The sequence below is a fragment of the Photorhabdus viridis genome (genome assembly GCF_040256935.1).
Taxonomy (GTDB): domain Bacteria; phylum Pseudomonadota; class Gammaproteobacteria; order Enterobacterales; family Enterobacteriaceae; genus Photorhabdus; species Photorhabdus viridis.
In genome coordinates this window covers 1-17,722 of sequence record NZ_JBEJZY010000012.1, presented here as the reverse complement: position 1 = coordinate 17,722, position 17,722 = coordinate 1, and the positions used below count along the sequence as shown (strand labels likewise).

The following is a 17,722-nucleotide window of genomic DNA, read 5'->3' as shown; positions in this document are numbered from 1 at the left end:
ATTATGGAAAAATTTATTCAACATACCGGGTTGGTCGCTCCTTTAGATGCTGCAAACGTTGATACCGATGCCATTATTCCAAAACAATTTTTGCAGAAAGTTACCCGTACCGGGTTTGGTCAGCACCTGTTTCACGACTGGCGTTTCCTTGATGATGCGGGACAAAAACCTAATCCTGAATTCGTATTAAACCAGCCCAGTTATCAGGGGGCCAGTATCCTGCTGGCGCGTGAAAACTTTGGTTGTGGTTCCTCCCGTGAACACGCCCCTTGGGCCTTGACGGATTATGGTTTTAAAGTTGTTATCGCGCCAAGTTTCGCGGATATTTTCTATGGTAACGCCTTCAACAACCAGTTACTGCCAGTGAAATTAGATGATAAAGAGGTCGATGAACTATTTGAGTTGGTTCAGCAAAACACAATTTGTCGTTTTACCGTCGATCTGGCACAACAGAAAGTATACGCCGGCAATAAAAGCTACGATTTTGAAATCGACAGCTTCCGACGTCACTGTATGATGAATGGTCTGGACAGCATCGGCCTGACATTACAGCATCTGGACGCCATAATCGCCTACGAGCAGAAACAACCGGTTTTCCTGCGTTAACCTTTCCCTTTATTTATTCATCCCGTAGTTTTGTACTGCGGGATTTTATTAGATCTGATCTATGGATATTAAGGCGCGTTAGATTTTTACGCTTCACATAAAAACAACGATATGAGTTAATTTTATCGTTAAATCACATTTAAGGTATAAAAAGAGGCGTGATTTAAATCAAACAGTAGAAAAGCAATGCTATTAAACGGGATGAAATAGTACAAAACAAGTTTTAACGGATGTATTTAATGTATCGCAGTGTTGCATAACAAATTCAACATAAAAGCGCTGTAAGTAATCCAGTTTGTGTTCGGTTTAATCGTTTATTTGCGGGTTTTGTTATTCCTGTTTTTATTTATTTTTTTGCGTGGCACATAAAGCATTAATAAAGCCAATTCTTTTTCTCATTTTCACTGATATATTTATGATGGGAAAATTTTAAACTGTTATTAAAAACCTTTTTTAACCTCTGGTTTTAACTTGTACAATAAGGTTTTAGCCGTTGTTTTTACTGCTTTTAACATTTGTTTTTATTAAGTTTAATCATCATGGTGTATTGTATTTTACGTTTAATCAATGTTAATAATACTCAATTTTTATCTTTACTGACACTGTTTTACTGGCAATGTTGTGTGGTTTTTATAAGTCTTTTATCTCCATAAATCAACTCGTAAATAGTCTTATGGCATAAAGATACCCATTTGTGTTTTTTCAGATAATATCTTTTTTTGCTGATTTTTTCAATTTTCTGTTAATAGCCTTAGATTAAAGTTAATTAACGTCAATTTAAAAATCTGTACTTATAGTTAAATCCGTCTTTTATATAAAAGTTTAATACATCTGTTTTCGTGCTTTTAAATGGTCATAGCAGATTAGGTAAATGTAAAATAAGCGGAGGATAACGTCGTTGATAAATACATTAAACATGATCGGAATAAGCCGTTTTAGTTACTCTGCCCCTTTTCAAAATCGGGCATTAATGGACGTCTGTTTTTTCCCTTAGCTAACTAATCACAGAAAAAAAGCGGCCTTGCCGTTCGACATCTATTTAAATAATGTTTAAATAAATCGGCAAACTCATTTAATAACGCCTTATTATATCAACAATAGTGAAAAGTCTGGCGAATTAGTTAGCCCGAAAGGTTATAATGATCAAATGGATATTTAAGCGTTAACGGATTGCACAAAATAGTTTGTAAAAACAATAGCATGGATTTATTTTGCGTTAAATCACATTAAAGGTATAAAAAGAAGCATGACTTAAATAAAACGGTAGAAAAATAATGCTATTAAATGGGATAAATAGTGTAAAACAAGTTTAAACGGATGTATTTAATGTATCGCAGTGTTGCATAATAAACTCAAAATAATAACGCTACAAATAATCCAACTCGTGTTCGATTGCATCATTTATTTACGGGTTTTGTTATTCCTATTTTTTATGAATCACTATTTAACTGGCTTATGAAAAAGTTTATTTACCAGTTGAAAACGTTATTAAAGTCGGTTCATTTTAGAAAATAGATTATCTGATAAACCGATTCCTGTTTTTATTTATCCTTTTCTTCGTGATATATAAAGCATTAATAAAGCCAATTATTTTTCTCATTTTCACTGATATATTTATGATGGAAAGATTTTAAATGGTTATTAAAAGTTATTTTTTAACTTATGATTTCAATCAAAATAATAAGGTTTTAACCGTTGTTTTTACTACTTTTAACGTCTGGTTTTTATTAAGTTTAATCAATGTTATTAATACTCACTTTTTATCTTTACTGACGTTATTTTACTGGCAATCCTAAACAGTTTTTATAATTCTTTTATCTTCATAAATCAATCAGCAAATAGCTTAATGGTATCAAGATATCTTTTTATTCTTTTCCGAGTAATATCTTTTTTTGCTGATTTTTTCAATTTTCCGTTAATGATAAATAAACTTTGATTAAATATAATCAATATTCTTTTAAAGAAATTACACTTATAGTTAAATCCATCTTTTATATAAAACATTTAATATCTCTGTTTTCGTGCTTTTAAATGGTCATAGCAGGGCCGCCATAAACCAGCGCATAGCCGCCTGCCGCCACGGCGGTGACGGTTATCGCGGCATCCCGCCGCGCAATGACGCGCTCTTCCGCCGCTTTATCCCCTTTTCCTGCCGCTAAGATGTCTTTTTGATTATCTACCGATAACTGATACAGCATATGTTCAGTCATGTTATTACGATAGACAAGCTCTGCGCTGCTCGCCGCACTGTAAGCGCTTTCCGGGGTATGGCTAATCAGGGCGCCTGACAACGCCCCGATAAATCTAGTGTTTTGCTTAACCAGAATCCCAAGTCTGGGCCAGTTGCCGCTCCTAGAGCATTATTTTCAGCGACAACGTTCTCTATCATGAAATCTGACCATAAACACGCTTTTTCCTTAATACACTCAGTTAGTTATATCTGATCTGGACCTAAACAAAGTTAGCTGCCGATGAAACTGCCCAAAAATTAAGGTTCAGTTCACAAAGCAGGAGCGAGTTCAGTTGTTCAATAAATGTTCTTTGGCTTTTGATAAAGCATATTGAAGCCAATCAAGATCAATTATTCTGGCTCTAGGAGAAAATTCTACCTTAATATTTTCAACCCCCTCTTCTTGTTGCAAAAGAGCAAAAAACTCTCCATTACAATAAATTTCAGCTACCAAACATTCGTAATCTATATCGCTTGCTATGACAATTTTTAGTTGATACCTATTATTCATTATGGCTCCAAAAATCCGCGAAAGTTACCTTGAGGATCAAATCTCGCCCCGCGACCATCCGGTGCTACTATATCAAAACCACCAAAACGATTACCTTGTTGAACCTTAGCTCCCGGTGTTTTAATTATCTCCTCCAAGATTTTTTGTCCTTGCTGATTAACCTTTTCTGGATTTCCTTTAGCAACAGGGAATGCGCTGCCCTCACGGCTTCCATGCTTCTGCAAAGCTCTACCAGCAACAGTGAAATTTCCAGCTTTAGCTGCCGGATCAATTTTAGTTCCTGTTTCAGCAAGTTCGGTTAACCCTAATTTGCCAAATTTCCCTACATCTATTTTTTGAGCAACAGACTTATTAAGCAAATTTCTAACTGCATTAACCGCTACAGCTTCTGTTTGTACCGCTTCCACCGCAGTTTTACCCACAACACCCACACTACCCAGTGTCAGTGCTTCAGCGACCTGCACACCAGCATGATTCAATCCTCCTGCCAGATTTTTTGCACCTTCCTGGGTGTTACCTAATACTTTTATGGCTCCCGTCGCCAAAACACCAGTCCCAACAGCCGCCTCCGGCGCAACCGCATCAGCGACAAAAATGCCCACGTTATTCAGGCACAGCGCCGGATTGGTTTTACAGCCTTCAAGCGCAACACGCCCTGCCGTGGCCATTTCCGCCGAGCCCGCAATCAGTATCTGACCGCCATAAACCAGCGCATAGCCACCTGCCGCCACAGCGGTGACGGTTATCGCGGCATCCCGCCGCGCAATGACGCGCTCTTCCGCCGCTTTATCCCCTTTTCCTGCCGCTAAGATGTCTTTTTGATTATCTACCGATAACTGATACAACATATGCTCAGTCATGTTATTACGATAGACAAGCTCCGCGCTGTTCGCCGCACTGTAAGCGCTTTCCGGGGTATGGCTAATCAGGGCGCCTGACAACGCCCCGATAAATTTAGCCGTCTGAGCCTTAGCTTCATTACCCGTCAGCGCTTCCTGAAGTTTATGGATTTGTCGCTCTGCTTCATTCTTATATGCCGGTTCAAATAGCCTACTTTCCATTGTGATGGCCGCCAGTTCTGCGGCTAAGGCGCCCACCGCCGCCCCTTTGGCATCCCCGCCGCTAATCTCCGCCGCCAGCGCAGACACTGCGGCATGGCTAATCGCTTTACCCGGGATACCCAGAATCTGACCGTTATCACCAATCAATCGGGCCCCTTCGGCATTAATCTGGTTTCCCACATTGTTCAACAACGCGGTTTGCAGATTGTCCGTAAAACTGCCGCCGTTAATCGCCGTCCCTATTGTGGAACTGACGACGGAATGCGCTGCAACACGCTGGGCCACCTGACTCCAGTTATGATGACTCAATAAGGGCAGTTGCGCTTTTATCGGATCGACAACGGTTTTTCCCTCCACTAATTTTCCCCAGTCCATCGTGTGGTCTACTCCCCCTAATGCGCCACCTACCGCGACTTGGGTCACGAGGGATTTGACGGCATCACGCTTCGCTAAGGCGGCCAGTGTCTGGGTGAGATTGCCTTTATTTTCGACTAAGGCCACCGCCGCCTGCGAGGTTAACCCGATCATACCGCCATAAGCCGCCCCATAAACCACGCTCGCCGTGGCTCCCGTGGCCCCTGTCGCACCGACCACGCCATTTCCCGCCCAGGCTGCCAGGCCCGAACCCGCCGTCACCGCCGCCACCGCAATCGCTATCACGGCGCCCGCAACAGGGTTTAAGCTTGTGCTTTTTTTGTCCCAGCTACGGTAAGCGTCCTTAACCCGATCCCACTGGACATCATGGCGGCCTTGCAGATTTTTCAACCATTCGGTGCCGGGGGTGTTACCGAGTACAGCCAGCGTATCTTCCAGTAACTGCCCGTCTTTCACATCCGCACTGATACCGGCTGCTGCCTCCACCGTCAGCGTACCGCCAACCTGCACGGACGGGATGGCCCAGGTCGTCTCACTGTGGCCTTTATCGTGGTGCATGATGAAAAAACCGGTTGACGTTGTGATGGTCTGCTCAAAAGCGGTATTTGGCATGGCCCGAAAGTTCACTTTCCCGGTCTGGCTGGTGATTTTCGCGTTTTTCTGGGTTTCTATCCGACTCGCTTCTAATGTCACGTCATCTTTTGCCATCAGGGTAATATCCCCGCCGGCCGTCAATTCCGTGACTTTGTTGGTATTCCTGATTTGTGTTTTATGTTCTGTTTTAGAACCAAACACTTTACACGATTTTATGGGGCCCAAACCTTTACAGCTTTTCCGCGTTTCTTCACTTTTATAGGTTTCTTCCATGGCTTGCGCATAGAGAAAGCCGCCGGTTGCCGCGATATCGATCACGCCTTTAGCCATGAGTTCTGTCGCCTGGAATAAAATACTGCCCTGCGCGTGGAGCGTTAATGCCCCGCCACTCTTAAGCCGGCTGGCGTGTTGCGTAAAGCGGCCAATATTCCCTTCGCGGATAAATTCTTGTAATGATTCAAAACGCACATTCCCGCCCGCGGAAAGCCGCATATTCCTGCCGGATGTCAGGCGGGCGCCGGATGTCAGCAGGTTGCCTGCCGCCGCTAAGGTGAGGTTTTGCGCGGCGTTGATGGCGCCGGTGGCATACAGGTAATGTTTATCGCCATCATTAATCGGCGAATATTTTTGGGCTGAGAAAATGAAGTCCCGGCCAGCGTTAACCGACACATTTCCCTGCGTCGAGGTTAATCTGGCAATCTTACCCACGATATCGCCCCCCGCACTGAGTTGCAGGTCATCAACCGCAGTGATTTGTGTGCCTAATTCGGATAAATCAACCGAGGTCAGCCGTTCTTTTAAGGCTAATAGTTTGTCAAATCCATATAATTTGGATAAATAAAACAGACTGTCTGACGCCTGCTGCGTATCGGGTCGAGACATATCAATATCGTGACCCGCACTGAGCGTGACTTGTTGCCCGGCACTGATCCGCGCTCTCTGTAAACCTAAATCCTGGCCTGCAAACAGATGAATATTGCCCGCCGCGTTCAAGTGACTTTGGTCGGCATTCAGGTGACGGCCCGCACTGAATGTCAGATGACGGGATTTAGCTAACCGGGTACCGGCGAGATCCAGATCACGGCCTGCGGAAATCCGCAAATGATTATCCGCCGAAAGGGTGGGTAATGATGCCTCAAACTGTCTCCATCCCAGTTGGATGTCGCCTTCACGCACCAGTAGCTCAACATTTTCCCCCTTTAACTCTGCCTGACCGGCGGTGATAGCTTTACCGGCAATCAGGGTCAGATTTTTCTTTGCCGCCAGTTTAACCTCGCGGGCCTCAATCTCGTGACCCGCGTTTAACGTCATATTGCTGGCTTTATCGAATAAAATCCTCTGGAGGTTCAATTTGTGCCCCGCGAACATCTGCAAATAGTTAGCGGCCAAAATACGGGACGGGCTCCGTCCTATATTATTGATGTCACCTTCGCGTGCGAGAAGCGCTACATTTTCCCCTGTCAGCCCGGCTTGATGGACGGCAATACCTTTGCCCGCCATCAGGGTCAAATTTTTCTTTGCCGCCAATGTCCCCCAGAGATCCAGTGTGTTCCCCGCGGCCATCTGCACCTGGTTATTGGCCGAAATATTTGAATCGTCACCACTTATCCGGATGTCACCTTCACGTGCGAGCAACTCAACATTTTCCCCTGTCAGCCCGGCTTGATAGACGGCAATATCTTTGCCCGCCATCAGGGTCAGATTTTTCTTTGCCGCCAGTTTAACCTCGCGGGCCTCAATCTCGTGACCCGCGTTTAACGTCATATTGCTGGCTTTATCGAATAAAATCCTCTGGAGGTTCAATTTGTGCCCCGCGAACATCTGCAAATAGTTAGCGGCCAAAATACGGGACGGGCTCCGTCCTATATTATTGATGTTACCTTCGCGTGCGAGAAGCGCTACATTTTCCCCTGTCAGCCCGGCTTGATGGACGGCAATACCTTTGCCCGCCATCAGGGTCAGATGTTTCTTTGCCGCCAATGTCCCACAGAGATCCAGTGTGTTCCCCGCGACTATCTGCACCTGATTATTGGCCGAAATATTTGAATCGTCACCACTTATCCGGATGTCACCTTCACGTGCGAGCAACTCAACATTTTCCCCTGTCAGCCCGATTTGATGGACGGCAATACCTTTGCCCGCCATCAGGGTCAGATGTTTCTTTGCCGCCAATGTGCTGTTGTTAACATAAATTTTACGTTCAGCAATGACTGACAGGTCATTTTCCGCCTCGAGGTGCCCCATGCCGGTAATGTCACCGGCATGAAGCAGAATATTTTTAGCTGAGATTAGCGCGCTCCCGCTGAATTGATGAATAAAGTCAGCCACCACATTCAGCGCGGCTGAAAGTTTACCGTCCATCCCGTTGTTAAAGTCGTGACCGGTTAAGATGAGATTTTTCTTCGCATGAAACTGGCTTTGACTGTTATCCAGCTTTGTCGCATTGATATAAGCGTTCATTCCCGCAGCGACGTTGGCATCCCAGGCATTATTTAATGCTTTGGTGCGAATGATGATATCGCCATGATGGGTTTTCAGCGTCGCAGAAGTGTTGTTAATTTCAGTGCTTAGGTTACCGCTCACGTCTTTTTGCAACCAAAGATGATTATTTGCCTGAATCAGACCCTTATTCTGATTATATAAATGATCGATAAATAACCGCATGTCACCGTCTGCGATAATCTGACCGGTGTTGTTCAGCGTGTTCGCGGCCAGCGTGATATCTTTCCCGGCCTGCACGTGACTCTGTTCCGTCGTTTTAATGCCCTGACTGCTAACAGTGATATCCGTTTTGGCCTGTATATTGCCCAGAGTCACCTTGCCATCCGCCGTCAGACTAATGTCACCTTGCGTTGCCGTCAGGTTGGTCAGGTTAACTTCCTTGCCCGGCTCGGTACTCACCAGACGGATTTTATTGGCAGACATGCCCCCCAATAACCCGGTATTAATCGCTTTCCAGGGAGCAAAACCGTCTCCTGTCATCGGAATCAGGGTCCCGTGTTTGACATCAACCCAATTGGGCCCTTGTGTCAGTGTCAGGTTTTTTGCCTGCACTTTGCCGTTAAGTATTGTAGCCCGGCTGATAATATCGACAGCGTCCTGCGCCGTGGCATCCAGCCCCTTTTTATTAAAGGTTATGGCGCCTTTTTTCACGTCTAAAGCCGCTAACGCGCCGTCTTTATCAAATACCGGTTTCCCGGTCGATAAGGTGACTGCCGGGGTATTGATAAAGCCACAGCCATTGCAGGTTATGCCATTCGGGTTAGCGATGAAGACAGAGGCTTTTTGCCCCACGACTTCCAACAGGCCCTGTAGATTTGAGGCTAACGTCCCCACCACTTCATGAATAATCAACTCAGCCGATTGACCGTTGAAGTGCGGGTTTGCCCCAATTTGTCCCGCCAGTACGGATTGGGTAGCATCGGTAGCATTATTGAACACCAGCCCGGCAGCCCCAACGTTAAACTCCCGATAACGGTTATGTGAAACACCCCAGGAATTCGGTGCCGCAATCTGGATAATAGGCAGGTTATTTCTCACGGCAATCCGCGCGCGTTTATCCGCCAGTTGAATTCCGGGTATGCCACCGGCTATTTCTGGAATAGTGAGGGTCAGTTGAGGGGCATTACCTAATGCGAGGTCAATCAACGCAGAAGTCACCGGAGTATATCTCCCGTCGACTAAGTGCAACGCGTCGCTATTTTGGGCAACTGCGGTCGTCCCTTCTGCCGATAATGTTGTCTCCGTTATATTGCTGCGGGCAATCAGCGCTAAATTGTTGCCAGCGGTGACCTTGCCAATATTAATCGAGCCATCACTGGTCAGGGTAATATCTTTCCCGGCGGTCAGGGAAATCCCCCTCAGATTTACCCCTGCCCCAGTATGGAGTTCAATATTCTCATCCGCGGCCAAATGCTGATTAGTATCAACCCAACGATTACCCGCTAAAAAGATATTTTTTGCCCGGTTAATTAACGTATTTGAAAGCGATATTCCCTGTTCAGACAGAATACGCAGCGTATTAGCCGCAGAAATAGTAGATAGTGCCTGTGTACCTGCCGCAGTGGAATTATCTCCTCCAGATGAAACAGAAATACCACCACCGCGGGAGATTAAGGTCATGTCATGACCTGAGATATCCGTGCCACGCACCGTAAAACTGTTCTTTCCCTGTAGCAGAACCTGGTTCCCGGCGGTGACATTTCCCCCATTTAAAGACAAGGTTTTCGCTTTAATGGTGACATCACCGTCGGCACGAATTCGTCCCCAACTCTGCAATGTATCGGTTGTCAATATCAGATGTTGACCGGCTTGCATATGACTCTGTTTCGCCATGTCAATGTCTTTACCGTTAACGGTGATATCCGTTTTGGCCTGTACATCCCCCAGCGTCACCTTGCCATCCGCAGTTAAATTGATGTCGCCTTGCGTTGCCGTCAGGTTGGTCAGGTTAACTTCCTTGTCCGGCTCGGTACTCACCAGACGGATTTTATTGGCAGACATACCCCCCAATAACCCGGTATCTATCACTTTCCAGAGGGTATAACCTTCCTTTGCAATAGGGACAAGGGCGCCACGCTGTAAATCAACCTGATTGGGGCCTTGTATCAATGCCAGGTTCTTCGCCTGGAGTGTACCGTTAAGCTGAGTGGCCCGGCTGAGGATATCGAGAGAATCTTGCGCCGTGGCATCCAGTCCCTTTTCGCCCAGGGTGATGAGGCCTTTTTTCACTTCCAGAGCCGCTAACGCGCCCTCTTTATCAAACACCGGTTTACCGGTGGATAAGGTGACCGCCGGGGTATTCACAAAGCTACAGCCATTGCAGGTCATGCCATTCGGGTTGACGATGAAAACCGGGGCTTTTTGCCCCACCACTTCCAACAGCCCTTGCAGATTTGAGGCTAAGGTCCCCACCACTTCATTGATAATCAGTTCAGCCGATTGACCGGTGAAGTTCAGATTCGCGCCAATTTTCCCCGCCAGCAGAGACTGAGTCTCGTGGGTCGCGTTATTCAATACCAGTCCCGATGTACCAACATTAAATTCCTGATACTGGTTATGTGAAACGCCCCGGGCATTCGGGGCCGCAATATGGATAATCGGGAGATTGTTTTTCGCGGTGAGGCGGGTTTGTTTATCCGCCAATGTAATCCCCGGTACTTCTCTTTCTCCTTCTCTTTCTCCTTCTACTTCTACTTCTGAGGCGTTTAGGGTCAGTTGAGGAGCATGACTTAACGCACGTGCAATCAGCGCAGAAGTGACGGGCGTATATTTCCCTTCCACTGCGTTATACCGCCCTGCCGGTGAATGCAACTCTGCGTTGTTTTTGGTGATAGCAGTCGTCCCTTTTGCCGACAAAGTTGCCTCAGTATCAATAATGTCACCACCAGCATTAAGGGTTAAATTATTGCCGGCAGTGATGATACTGCTCGCTATGGGTAATTGAAATTGTGGGTAAGATTGTTCGTCTTCCTCGTCATCGGCATTTTCATATTCATAATGCTTCTCATAACCCGTTCCGTGTTCATCTTCATATTCATAGGGGTCCTCTGCTGTGATTTTACTCACATCAAGCGTGCCGCCACTGGTCAGCGTGATATCCTTCCCTGCCGTCAAGGAAATGCTTCTCAGATCGACAATCTTTCCTGCATGGATCTCAATATTTTCATCCGCTTGCAATTGGCTAAGCTGGCGCAGACGCTGATTAATGAATGCTTGTTTAGCGCTGTCATTAAGTGGACTCTGTTCATCAATTAAATCACCCGAGGCATAAATCTCAAGCTTATCATTGGTTGCCAAAAAGATATTTTTCGCCCGGTTAATCAGGGTATCGGCGATATTAATAGGACCTTCGGCGATAATACGTAATAGGTTATCAGCAGAAAGCGTGGTTAATACCCTTATTCCTTCCGGGGTATAGTCGTCTCCAGAGACAACAGACAGCAGTCCCCGGCTGGCAAGCAAGGTCACATCACGACCGGCAATATCGTAGCCCTTCATATTAAGATGTGACCGGCCATCCAGCAGGACATGGTTCCCGGCTTTTAAATTCCCCTGACCTAAATAGATTGTTTCAGCGTCAACGGTTAAGTTTTGTTCTGCCCTCATTGACGCACGATTCACTAAATCTCGGGCAGTTAGAGCAATGTTTTTCCCGGTGATTAACGCCAGATCAGTGGTGTTCTTTCCCGCTTTAACATGTTCTTTATCTAAATCAAAACGAAATGCATCTTGAAATGTCGCTGTCAGATCCCCACCAGCACTCAGTTTACCGATGATATTATCCTGACCGTCTTTTATCGCTTTGGTTGAAAAATTTTTGCCTGTCAGGGTGAGATTTTGTCCCGCGCTTAACTCGCCAACATTATTTATCTCGTTAGCAGTAATGGTGTTGTTTTTACCCGCAGTAATAATAGGGTGGCTTTGCTTAGTCGGGTTTACGTTATCAAGTTGAGTCGCTTTAAGGGTGACATCCCCGCCCGCACGGATTTGACCTTGATTCCGCAATGTTTCGGTGGTCAATATCAGATGTTGGCCCGCTTGCACATGGCTTTGTGCCGCCGTTTCAATGGCTTTGCTGTTGATATTAATGTCTGTCTTGGCATGCACCTCCCCCAGGATAATTTTACCCTCAGCGGTTAAGCTGATAGCGTCCTGCGCTGTGGTCAGGTGGGTGAGATTAACCCCGACACCCGCTTCAGTGGCAACCAGCCGGATTTTATTGGCATACATGCCGCCTAATGCTTTGGTATCAACGGCTAATTGCGGTTTAGCGCCTTCTCCGGTGATAGGATTGACCGTGCCGTCTTTCCGGTTGATGCGGTTGGCACCCTGCGTCAGCGAGAGGGTGTTGGCCTGAATCTTGCCGTTTAATTCCGTCGCCCGGCTGAGGATATCGACATAATCCGTCGCCTTACCATCCAAGCCTTTGCCGCCAATGGTAATCAGACCTTGTTTAACTTCCAACGCGTCCAGCGCACCCTGTTTGTCAAACTGGGGTTTCCCGGTGGTTAGGGTGGCGCCGGCAGTATTGATAAAACCACAACCATCACAGGTAATACCGTTGGGGTTGGCAATCATTACGTTGGCTTTATTGCCGACAATTTCCAACTGGCCTTGCAGCTCAGAGCTCCCGTTGCCGGTGACTTCATTGATAATCAGTTCCGCCGCGTTGCCTTTCAGATTAGGGTTGGCGTTAAGTTGCCCGGCCAGTTGTGATTGGGCTGCTTGAGTGGCGTTATTAAGCACGGCGCCCTGAGTGGCAACGTTAAATTCTTGATAGGTGTTGTGAGATATTCCCGCGTTATTCGGTGTGGCGATATTCACCACCGGGACATTACCCTGATGTTGTACCTGCGTTTGGTGATTATCCGGCGTTATTCCGGCAGCTATAGCCGGATGAAGGGGATAAACGGCGGTCAGGTAAATTAAAAGATAACTCGTGGCCCTGACCACCGGGGTGCTGCGTTGATCCATCGTACTTTCTCTTTTCTTAAGTTAATCTGGCTTCGGTGATAAAACGGTCATCTTTCCATAGAAAATATTAACAATTTAATAATGACATAATAAAACTATTCTAATGCGTGATTAATTGCCTGTCTGAATGGATAGTATTAAATGCGATCAAGATCGAGTTATTTAATCTTGATAATGGGGAATTCGATGTATTAAATGCCAGAAAGTGGCGATAAGGATGGAAATACTCTTTTTTATGTCAACAAAAGTACTTTCAGTTTTTTAATGGTATTACATCCCCAATCCAGCAGGTGTGTGGCATTCTGCTTATGTATTTGGGGATGTTTTTAAATGGGTTGGTCAACAACCTGAAATCCCAAAGGGCTTTAGGGCTGAGCAGGCGGAGTCTCTTAACGTCCAGTTCGGTGCGGTACGTTTCGCGTACAACAAGGCTCTGTACATCAAAAAACACGCTTATAAGCGTTACGGCGTCCCCCCAGAAATAGAGGCTAGCCTAGCATATTAAAGAAATTACCCGGCAAGAACTGCAACTGTAGCTGGACAAATCTCTATCAATACCAGATTATGATTCATTTTAAGCTGATACGTAGAAAAGAGACTGTATAGAATAACAGTACACACAATATACAATAAGAAAAAAAGCCAGTAAGCTTTCTTACTGGCTGGCAAATCACCATTACTCAAGAAAATTGGGGGAGAAGCCAGATTTCGTTCTGGCCTATTGAGCTACTTTCAATAGTGATAATTATCGGCTTAATATAAGGAAACAAAAATTGATCAATAATACTACGGAGTTCCTCTTTTATGCCCAGCCCACGCTTACAACAACAATTCATCCGATTATGGCAACATCATCAAGGAAAAGAGGCTGAAACAACGTTACAAGAGCTAGCAAATGTATTGCACTGTTCAAAGCGCCATATCCGTTCACTGCTCAACAACATGCAGAAAGCTGGCTGGTTACAGTGGCAGGCAGAGTCCGGTCGGGGGAAACGTTCTCAACTGAATTTCCTGCAAGATGGGAGGAAACTCCAGCAACAACGGGCTGAAGAGCTGCTTGAGCAACAGAACATTGAGAAATTGGTTCAGCTGGTTGGCGATAAAAATACCGTTCGTCAGATGGTGCTATCCCAGATTGAACGCCGTTTCCGCCAAGGAAAAAACTTACTGCGGATACTCTACTATCGCCCTTTCCCTAACCTGTTACCTGGCTCACCTTTACGCCGTTCTGAAATTCATCTGGTCAGGCAGATATTTAATAGTCTGACGCGTATAAATGAGGAAAATGGGGAACCAGAAGCTGATTTAGCTCATCACTGGCAACAACTATCTCCAAATCATTGGCGCTTTTATCTGCGACCGGCCATCCATTTTCACCACGGCAGAGAATTACAGATGGAGGATGTCATTACTTCGATACAAAGGTTACGCCATCTACCTCTTTTCTCCCATATTGACAAAGTCACCACCCCCACGCCACATGTGATTGATATTTTTCTTTCAGAACCTGATCACTGGCTCCCTTTATTGATTGGCAGCCCACACGCCATGATTTTGCCTCAAGAGTGGCAGCAACTACCAAACTTCTCTCGTACGCCAGTAGGAACCGGTCCTTACCAGGTAATAAAAAACAGCTCACAGAAACTACAAATTCGTGCCTTTGATAATTACTTTGGTTTTCGGGCGCTGATTGATGAGGTGAATATATGGATTCTGCCAGAATTATCCGAGAAACTGGTTTGTACAACCCTGCATCTGGAAAGTGACAGCGCGGGTAATAATTCGTTAGAAAGCAGGATGGAAGAAGGTTGTTATTTCCTGCTGCATGACCGCCGTTCGGCTCAATGCAGGCGAGAAGATGTTCGCCAATGGCTATGTAGTCTGTTAACACCAATAAATCTGTTAGCGCATTGCGACCCTTTTTATCAACGCCACTGGTCACCCGCATATGGTCTGTTACTGCGCTGGCATCACAGTAAGCTTATACTCGAGTTGAGCAAACCAGAGGACATTACTCATCTGACCGTCACTCTTTATCATCAACATCACGAATACCACACAATCAGTCAGATCCTTCAGACCATACTGACCAAATGTGGTGTCGAATTGAAAATTAATATTGTGGATTATGACACATGGTTCAATGGCGACGCCGAAAGCGACCTCTGGCTTTCTACCGCCAATTTTTATAATCCTCTGGAATTTTCGCTATTTGCTACATTGTATGAGATACCATTATTGAAAAAATGCCTCGGTGATAACTTGAATAAAGAAGTATCACAATGGCGACGACAAGAATTATCGCTTGAAGAGTGGTGCGAGAAAATAGTTGATGAACATTGGCTCTATCCGCTGTTCCACCACTGGCTTGAGTTACAAGGCCAGCGAAGTATGCGAGGAGTCAAAATGAACACCTTTGGCTGGTTTGATTTCAAATCTGCCTGGTTTAACCCATTTGACTACCCCTCTTCCTAAAGGAAGAGGATTCCCAGAGGCTGGCTAATAAGGGGTAATTCACAGAAAAAGCCAGAGTTATGAACATACACAGGTGTACAAACCCACTTTTATTCACTTTTTCTGTGGATATCTATGTGAAAAAGGCAGGGGTAATTCGAGTATAGCTTTATGTTATGAATTATCAATCTATAAACAAAAAATGAAATAGTATTTATTTTTCATTGAAATAGCCGCTATTTATCCCGTTATTTCAAACATCCATCACCGCCATAATGAACAACATCAGTTGAGGAGAACAAAAAACAACCAACAACAATGTTATCCACACGTTATGCTTTTTAGTTAAGCAAAAAACAGGTTTTTTGTAGAAAAAAGTGTTAGTCAAATCTGTAAATCAAACCAGTGATCTCATTTTTGCCTACTTATCCCATAAAACTGTGGATAACATGGTGTAAGATCCTGTTCATTATTACCAGCAATAGGTGAACAACAGAGTCACTCAATCTTACAATACTTGAAACAGCAATAAAAAATGTTTGTATATCATGCTATTATCACTTTATTAGTTATTACGTAAAACCTAAATTTATTATTCACAGAGAGCAAGGCTATTTTTTAACCTAAAAAGCGGATATCCCAAATGAACACACTTTTTTCCCCTCCTCTTCCACCGGATAATGAACAACAATTGTTTGAATGCGCCCAACGCCTGGCGGGTTTATCAATGGGAGAATTGGCGGAAAAAGCAGATTTACCCATCCCTCCTAATCTGAAACGGGATAAAGGCTGGGTAGGCATGTTGTTAGAATATTATCTCGGCGCCAGTGCCGGCAGTAAACCAGAGCAGGATTTCGAGCATATCGGTGTTGAACTTAAAACTATTCCTATAGACAGAAGGGGTTATCCATTGGAAACAACATTTGTCTGCGTTGCGCCATTGACAGGAAACAGTGGTATTACCTGGGAAAGCTGTCACGTCAGGCGCAAATTATCGCGGGTGCTATGGATACCCGTTGAAGGTGAACGGGAAATTCCTTTAGCTAAACGCCGGGTGGGTTCCCCCTTGTTATGGAGCCCCAATAAAGAAGAAGAAGAGTTACTGCGTCATGACTGGGAGGAATTGATGGATCTTATCGTACTTGGCAAAGTAGAGAGCGTTACGGCCCGTCATGGTGAAGTATTACAGTTACGCCCTAAAGCAGCCAACAGCAAAGCATTAACAGAAGCCATCGGAACACACGGACAGCCTATTATGACTCTGCCCCGGGGGTTCTATCTGAGGAAGAATTTTACGGCCCCGCTACTAGCCCGCCATTTCCTGATTTAACGTTGATCTCCGACTGGTTTTTTCATTGAAATGCTTACCTTGCATTCAATCAAGCGTATAATTAAATCTTTACCTTAAGGTTTTAATAAGCAATGTTAGAATGGATTGTTGATCCTCATGCTTGGATGGCACTTGCCACCCTGACAATTCTGGAAATCGTTTTAGGGATTGATAACATTATCTTTTTGTCACTTGTTGTGGCAAAACTCCCTCCTCATCAACAAAATAAAGCACGCAAAATCGGGCTGATGGGCGCAATGCTAATGCGCCTGGGACTGCTGGCATCCATTGCCTGGGTTATCCGGCTGACCTACCCGATACTAACGGTTTTTGAACATGATGTTTCTGCCCGGGACCTAATCTTATTCTTTGGCGGCCTGTTCCTGATATGGAAAGCCAGTAAAGAGATTCACGAAGCCATTGAAGGAGGCAATGAAGAAGGCTTAAAACGCCCTGTTCACTCTTTCTTAGGCGCTATTATCCAAATTATGCTGTTGGATATTATTTTCAGCCTGGATTCCGTCATCACCGCCGTTGGTCTGTCCGACCATCTGTTTATTATGATGGCAGCGATTATCATAGCAGTCGCTGTCATGATGTTGGCAGCTCGTCCTATCGGCGAATTCGTTGACCGTCACCCCTCAGTAAAAATGCTGGCGCTGTCATTCCTGATCCTTGTGGGCTTTACCCTTATTCTGGAAAGCGTACAGGTGCACATACCTAAAGGTTATATCTACTTTGCGATGTTCTTCTCAATGGCAGTAGAAACACTGAATCTGATGCGTGGGAAAAAGAAGAAGAGAGAAAATGAGTAATGGCTCTGCAATAGCGCTAAAAACATCATTTTCTATGTAGCAAAAAATCGCCGGTTATACCGGCGTTTTTTGTTATACCTAGCTAATCTAGCCAAGTATAGGAATCTCATTATGACTGTCCAAGCAAATATGCATGAAGCTAAAAGTAACCTAAGCCAGTTAGCGAAAAACGCCGTAAACCCTCGCCCAGTGCGGGCGGGGATATAAGGCGAAAAGCCCGCAGGGCTTTAAAGATCAATCTGGCGTTGACTGACTCTGAACGTAGGCTCT

The 17,722-nt window shown here is 45.1% G+C and carries 7 protein-coding genes and 1 pseudogene; 5 read left to right on the top strand and 3 right to left on the bottom strand.

Annotation, left to right across the window (positions count from 1 at the left end):
- Positions 1 to 606: a 3-isopropylmalate dehydratase small subunit gene (gene leuD, locus ABR397_RS06710; protein WP_350305106.1), complete on the top strand. Its 606-nt coding sequence runs from the start codon at positions 1 to 3 to the stop codon at positions 604 to 606.
- A 2,027-nt stretch (positions 607 to 2,633) separates the two neighbouring features.
- Here leuD and ABR397_RS06705 read toward each other — a convergent pair.
- From ABR397_RS06705 to ABR397_RS06695, 3 genes are all read right to left on the bottom strand, one after another.
- Positions 2,634 to 2,897, bottom strand: coding sequence for a hypothetical protein (locus tag ABR397_RS06705; protein ID WP_350305034.1), 264 nt, complete (start codon positions 2,895 to 2,897; stop codon positions 2,634 to 2,636).
- 228 nt (positions 2,898 to 3,125) lie between these two features.
- Complete coding sequence (locus ABR397_RS06700; RefSeq protein ID WP_350305033.1) at positions 3,126 to 3,347, bottom strand: hypothetical protein; 222 nt, start codon at positions 3,345 to 3,347, stop codon at positions 3,126 to 3,128.
- Complete coding sequence (locus tag ABR397_RS06695) at positions 3,347 to 12,853, bottom strand: two-partner secretion domain-containing protein (protein ID WP_350305032.1); 9,507 nt, start codon at positions 12,851 to 12,853, stop codon at positions 3,347 to 3,349. Before ABR397_RS06695 ends, ABR397_RS06700 begins: the two co-directional genes overlap by 1 nt.
- A gap of 352 nt (positions 12,854 to 13,205) precedes the next feature.
- Here ABR397_RS06695 and ABR397_RS06690 point away from each other — a divergent pair.
- The 4 genes and pseudogenes from ABR397_RS06690 to ABR397_RS06675 form a co-directional block, all read left to right on the top strand.
- Positions 13,206 to 13,325: pseudogene (locus tag ABR397_RS06690) on the top strand (helix-turn-helix domain-containing protein); the annotation flags it as partial.
- Positions 13,326 to 13,657: 332 nt separating this feature from the next.
- Positions 13,658 to 15,328, top strand: a complete 1,671-nt coding sequence (sgrR, locus tag ABR397_RS06685) for an HTH-type transcriptional regulator SgrR (RefSeq protein WP_350305031.1) — start codon at positions 13,658 to 13,660, stop codon at positions 15,326 to 15,328.
- A 622-nt stretch (positions 15,329 to 15,950) separates the two neighbouring features.
- Entirely contained in the window at positions 15,951 to 16,637 is a 687-nt protein-coding gene (mutH, locus tag ABR397_RS06680) for a DNA mismatch repair endonuclease MutH (RefSeq protein WP_350305030.1), read from the top strand.
- 92 nt (positions 16,638 to 16,729) lie between these two features.
- Complete coding sequence (locus ABR397_RS06675; protein WP_350305029.1) at positions 16,730 to 17,452, top strand: TerC family protein; 723 nt, start codon at positions 16,730 to 16,732, stop codon at positions 17,450 to 17,452.
- Positions 17,453 to 17,722: the final 270 nt, after the last annotated feature.

Coding starts and splice junctions, on each gene's coding strand:
- ABR397_RS06700 (WP_350305033.1), bottom strand. CDS start 3,347: ATGAATAATAGGTATCAACTAAAAATTGTCATAGCAAGCGATATAGAT.
- ABR397_RS06695 (WP_350305032.1), bottom strand. CDS start 12,853: ATGGATCAACGCAGCACCCCGGTGGTCAGGGCCACGAGTTATCTTTTA.
- sgrR (WP_350305031.1), top strand. CDS start 13,658: ATGCCCAGCCCACGCTTACAACAACAATTCATCCGATTATGGCAACAT.
- mutH (WP_350305030.1), top strand. CDS start 15,951: ATGAACACACTTTTTTCCCCTCCTCTTCCACCGGATAATGAACAACAA.
- ABR397_RS06675 (WP_350305029.1), top strand. CDS start 16,730: ATGTTAGAATGGATTGTTGATCCTCATGCTTGGATGGCACTTGCCACC.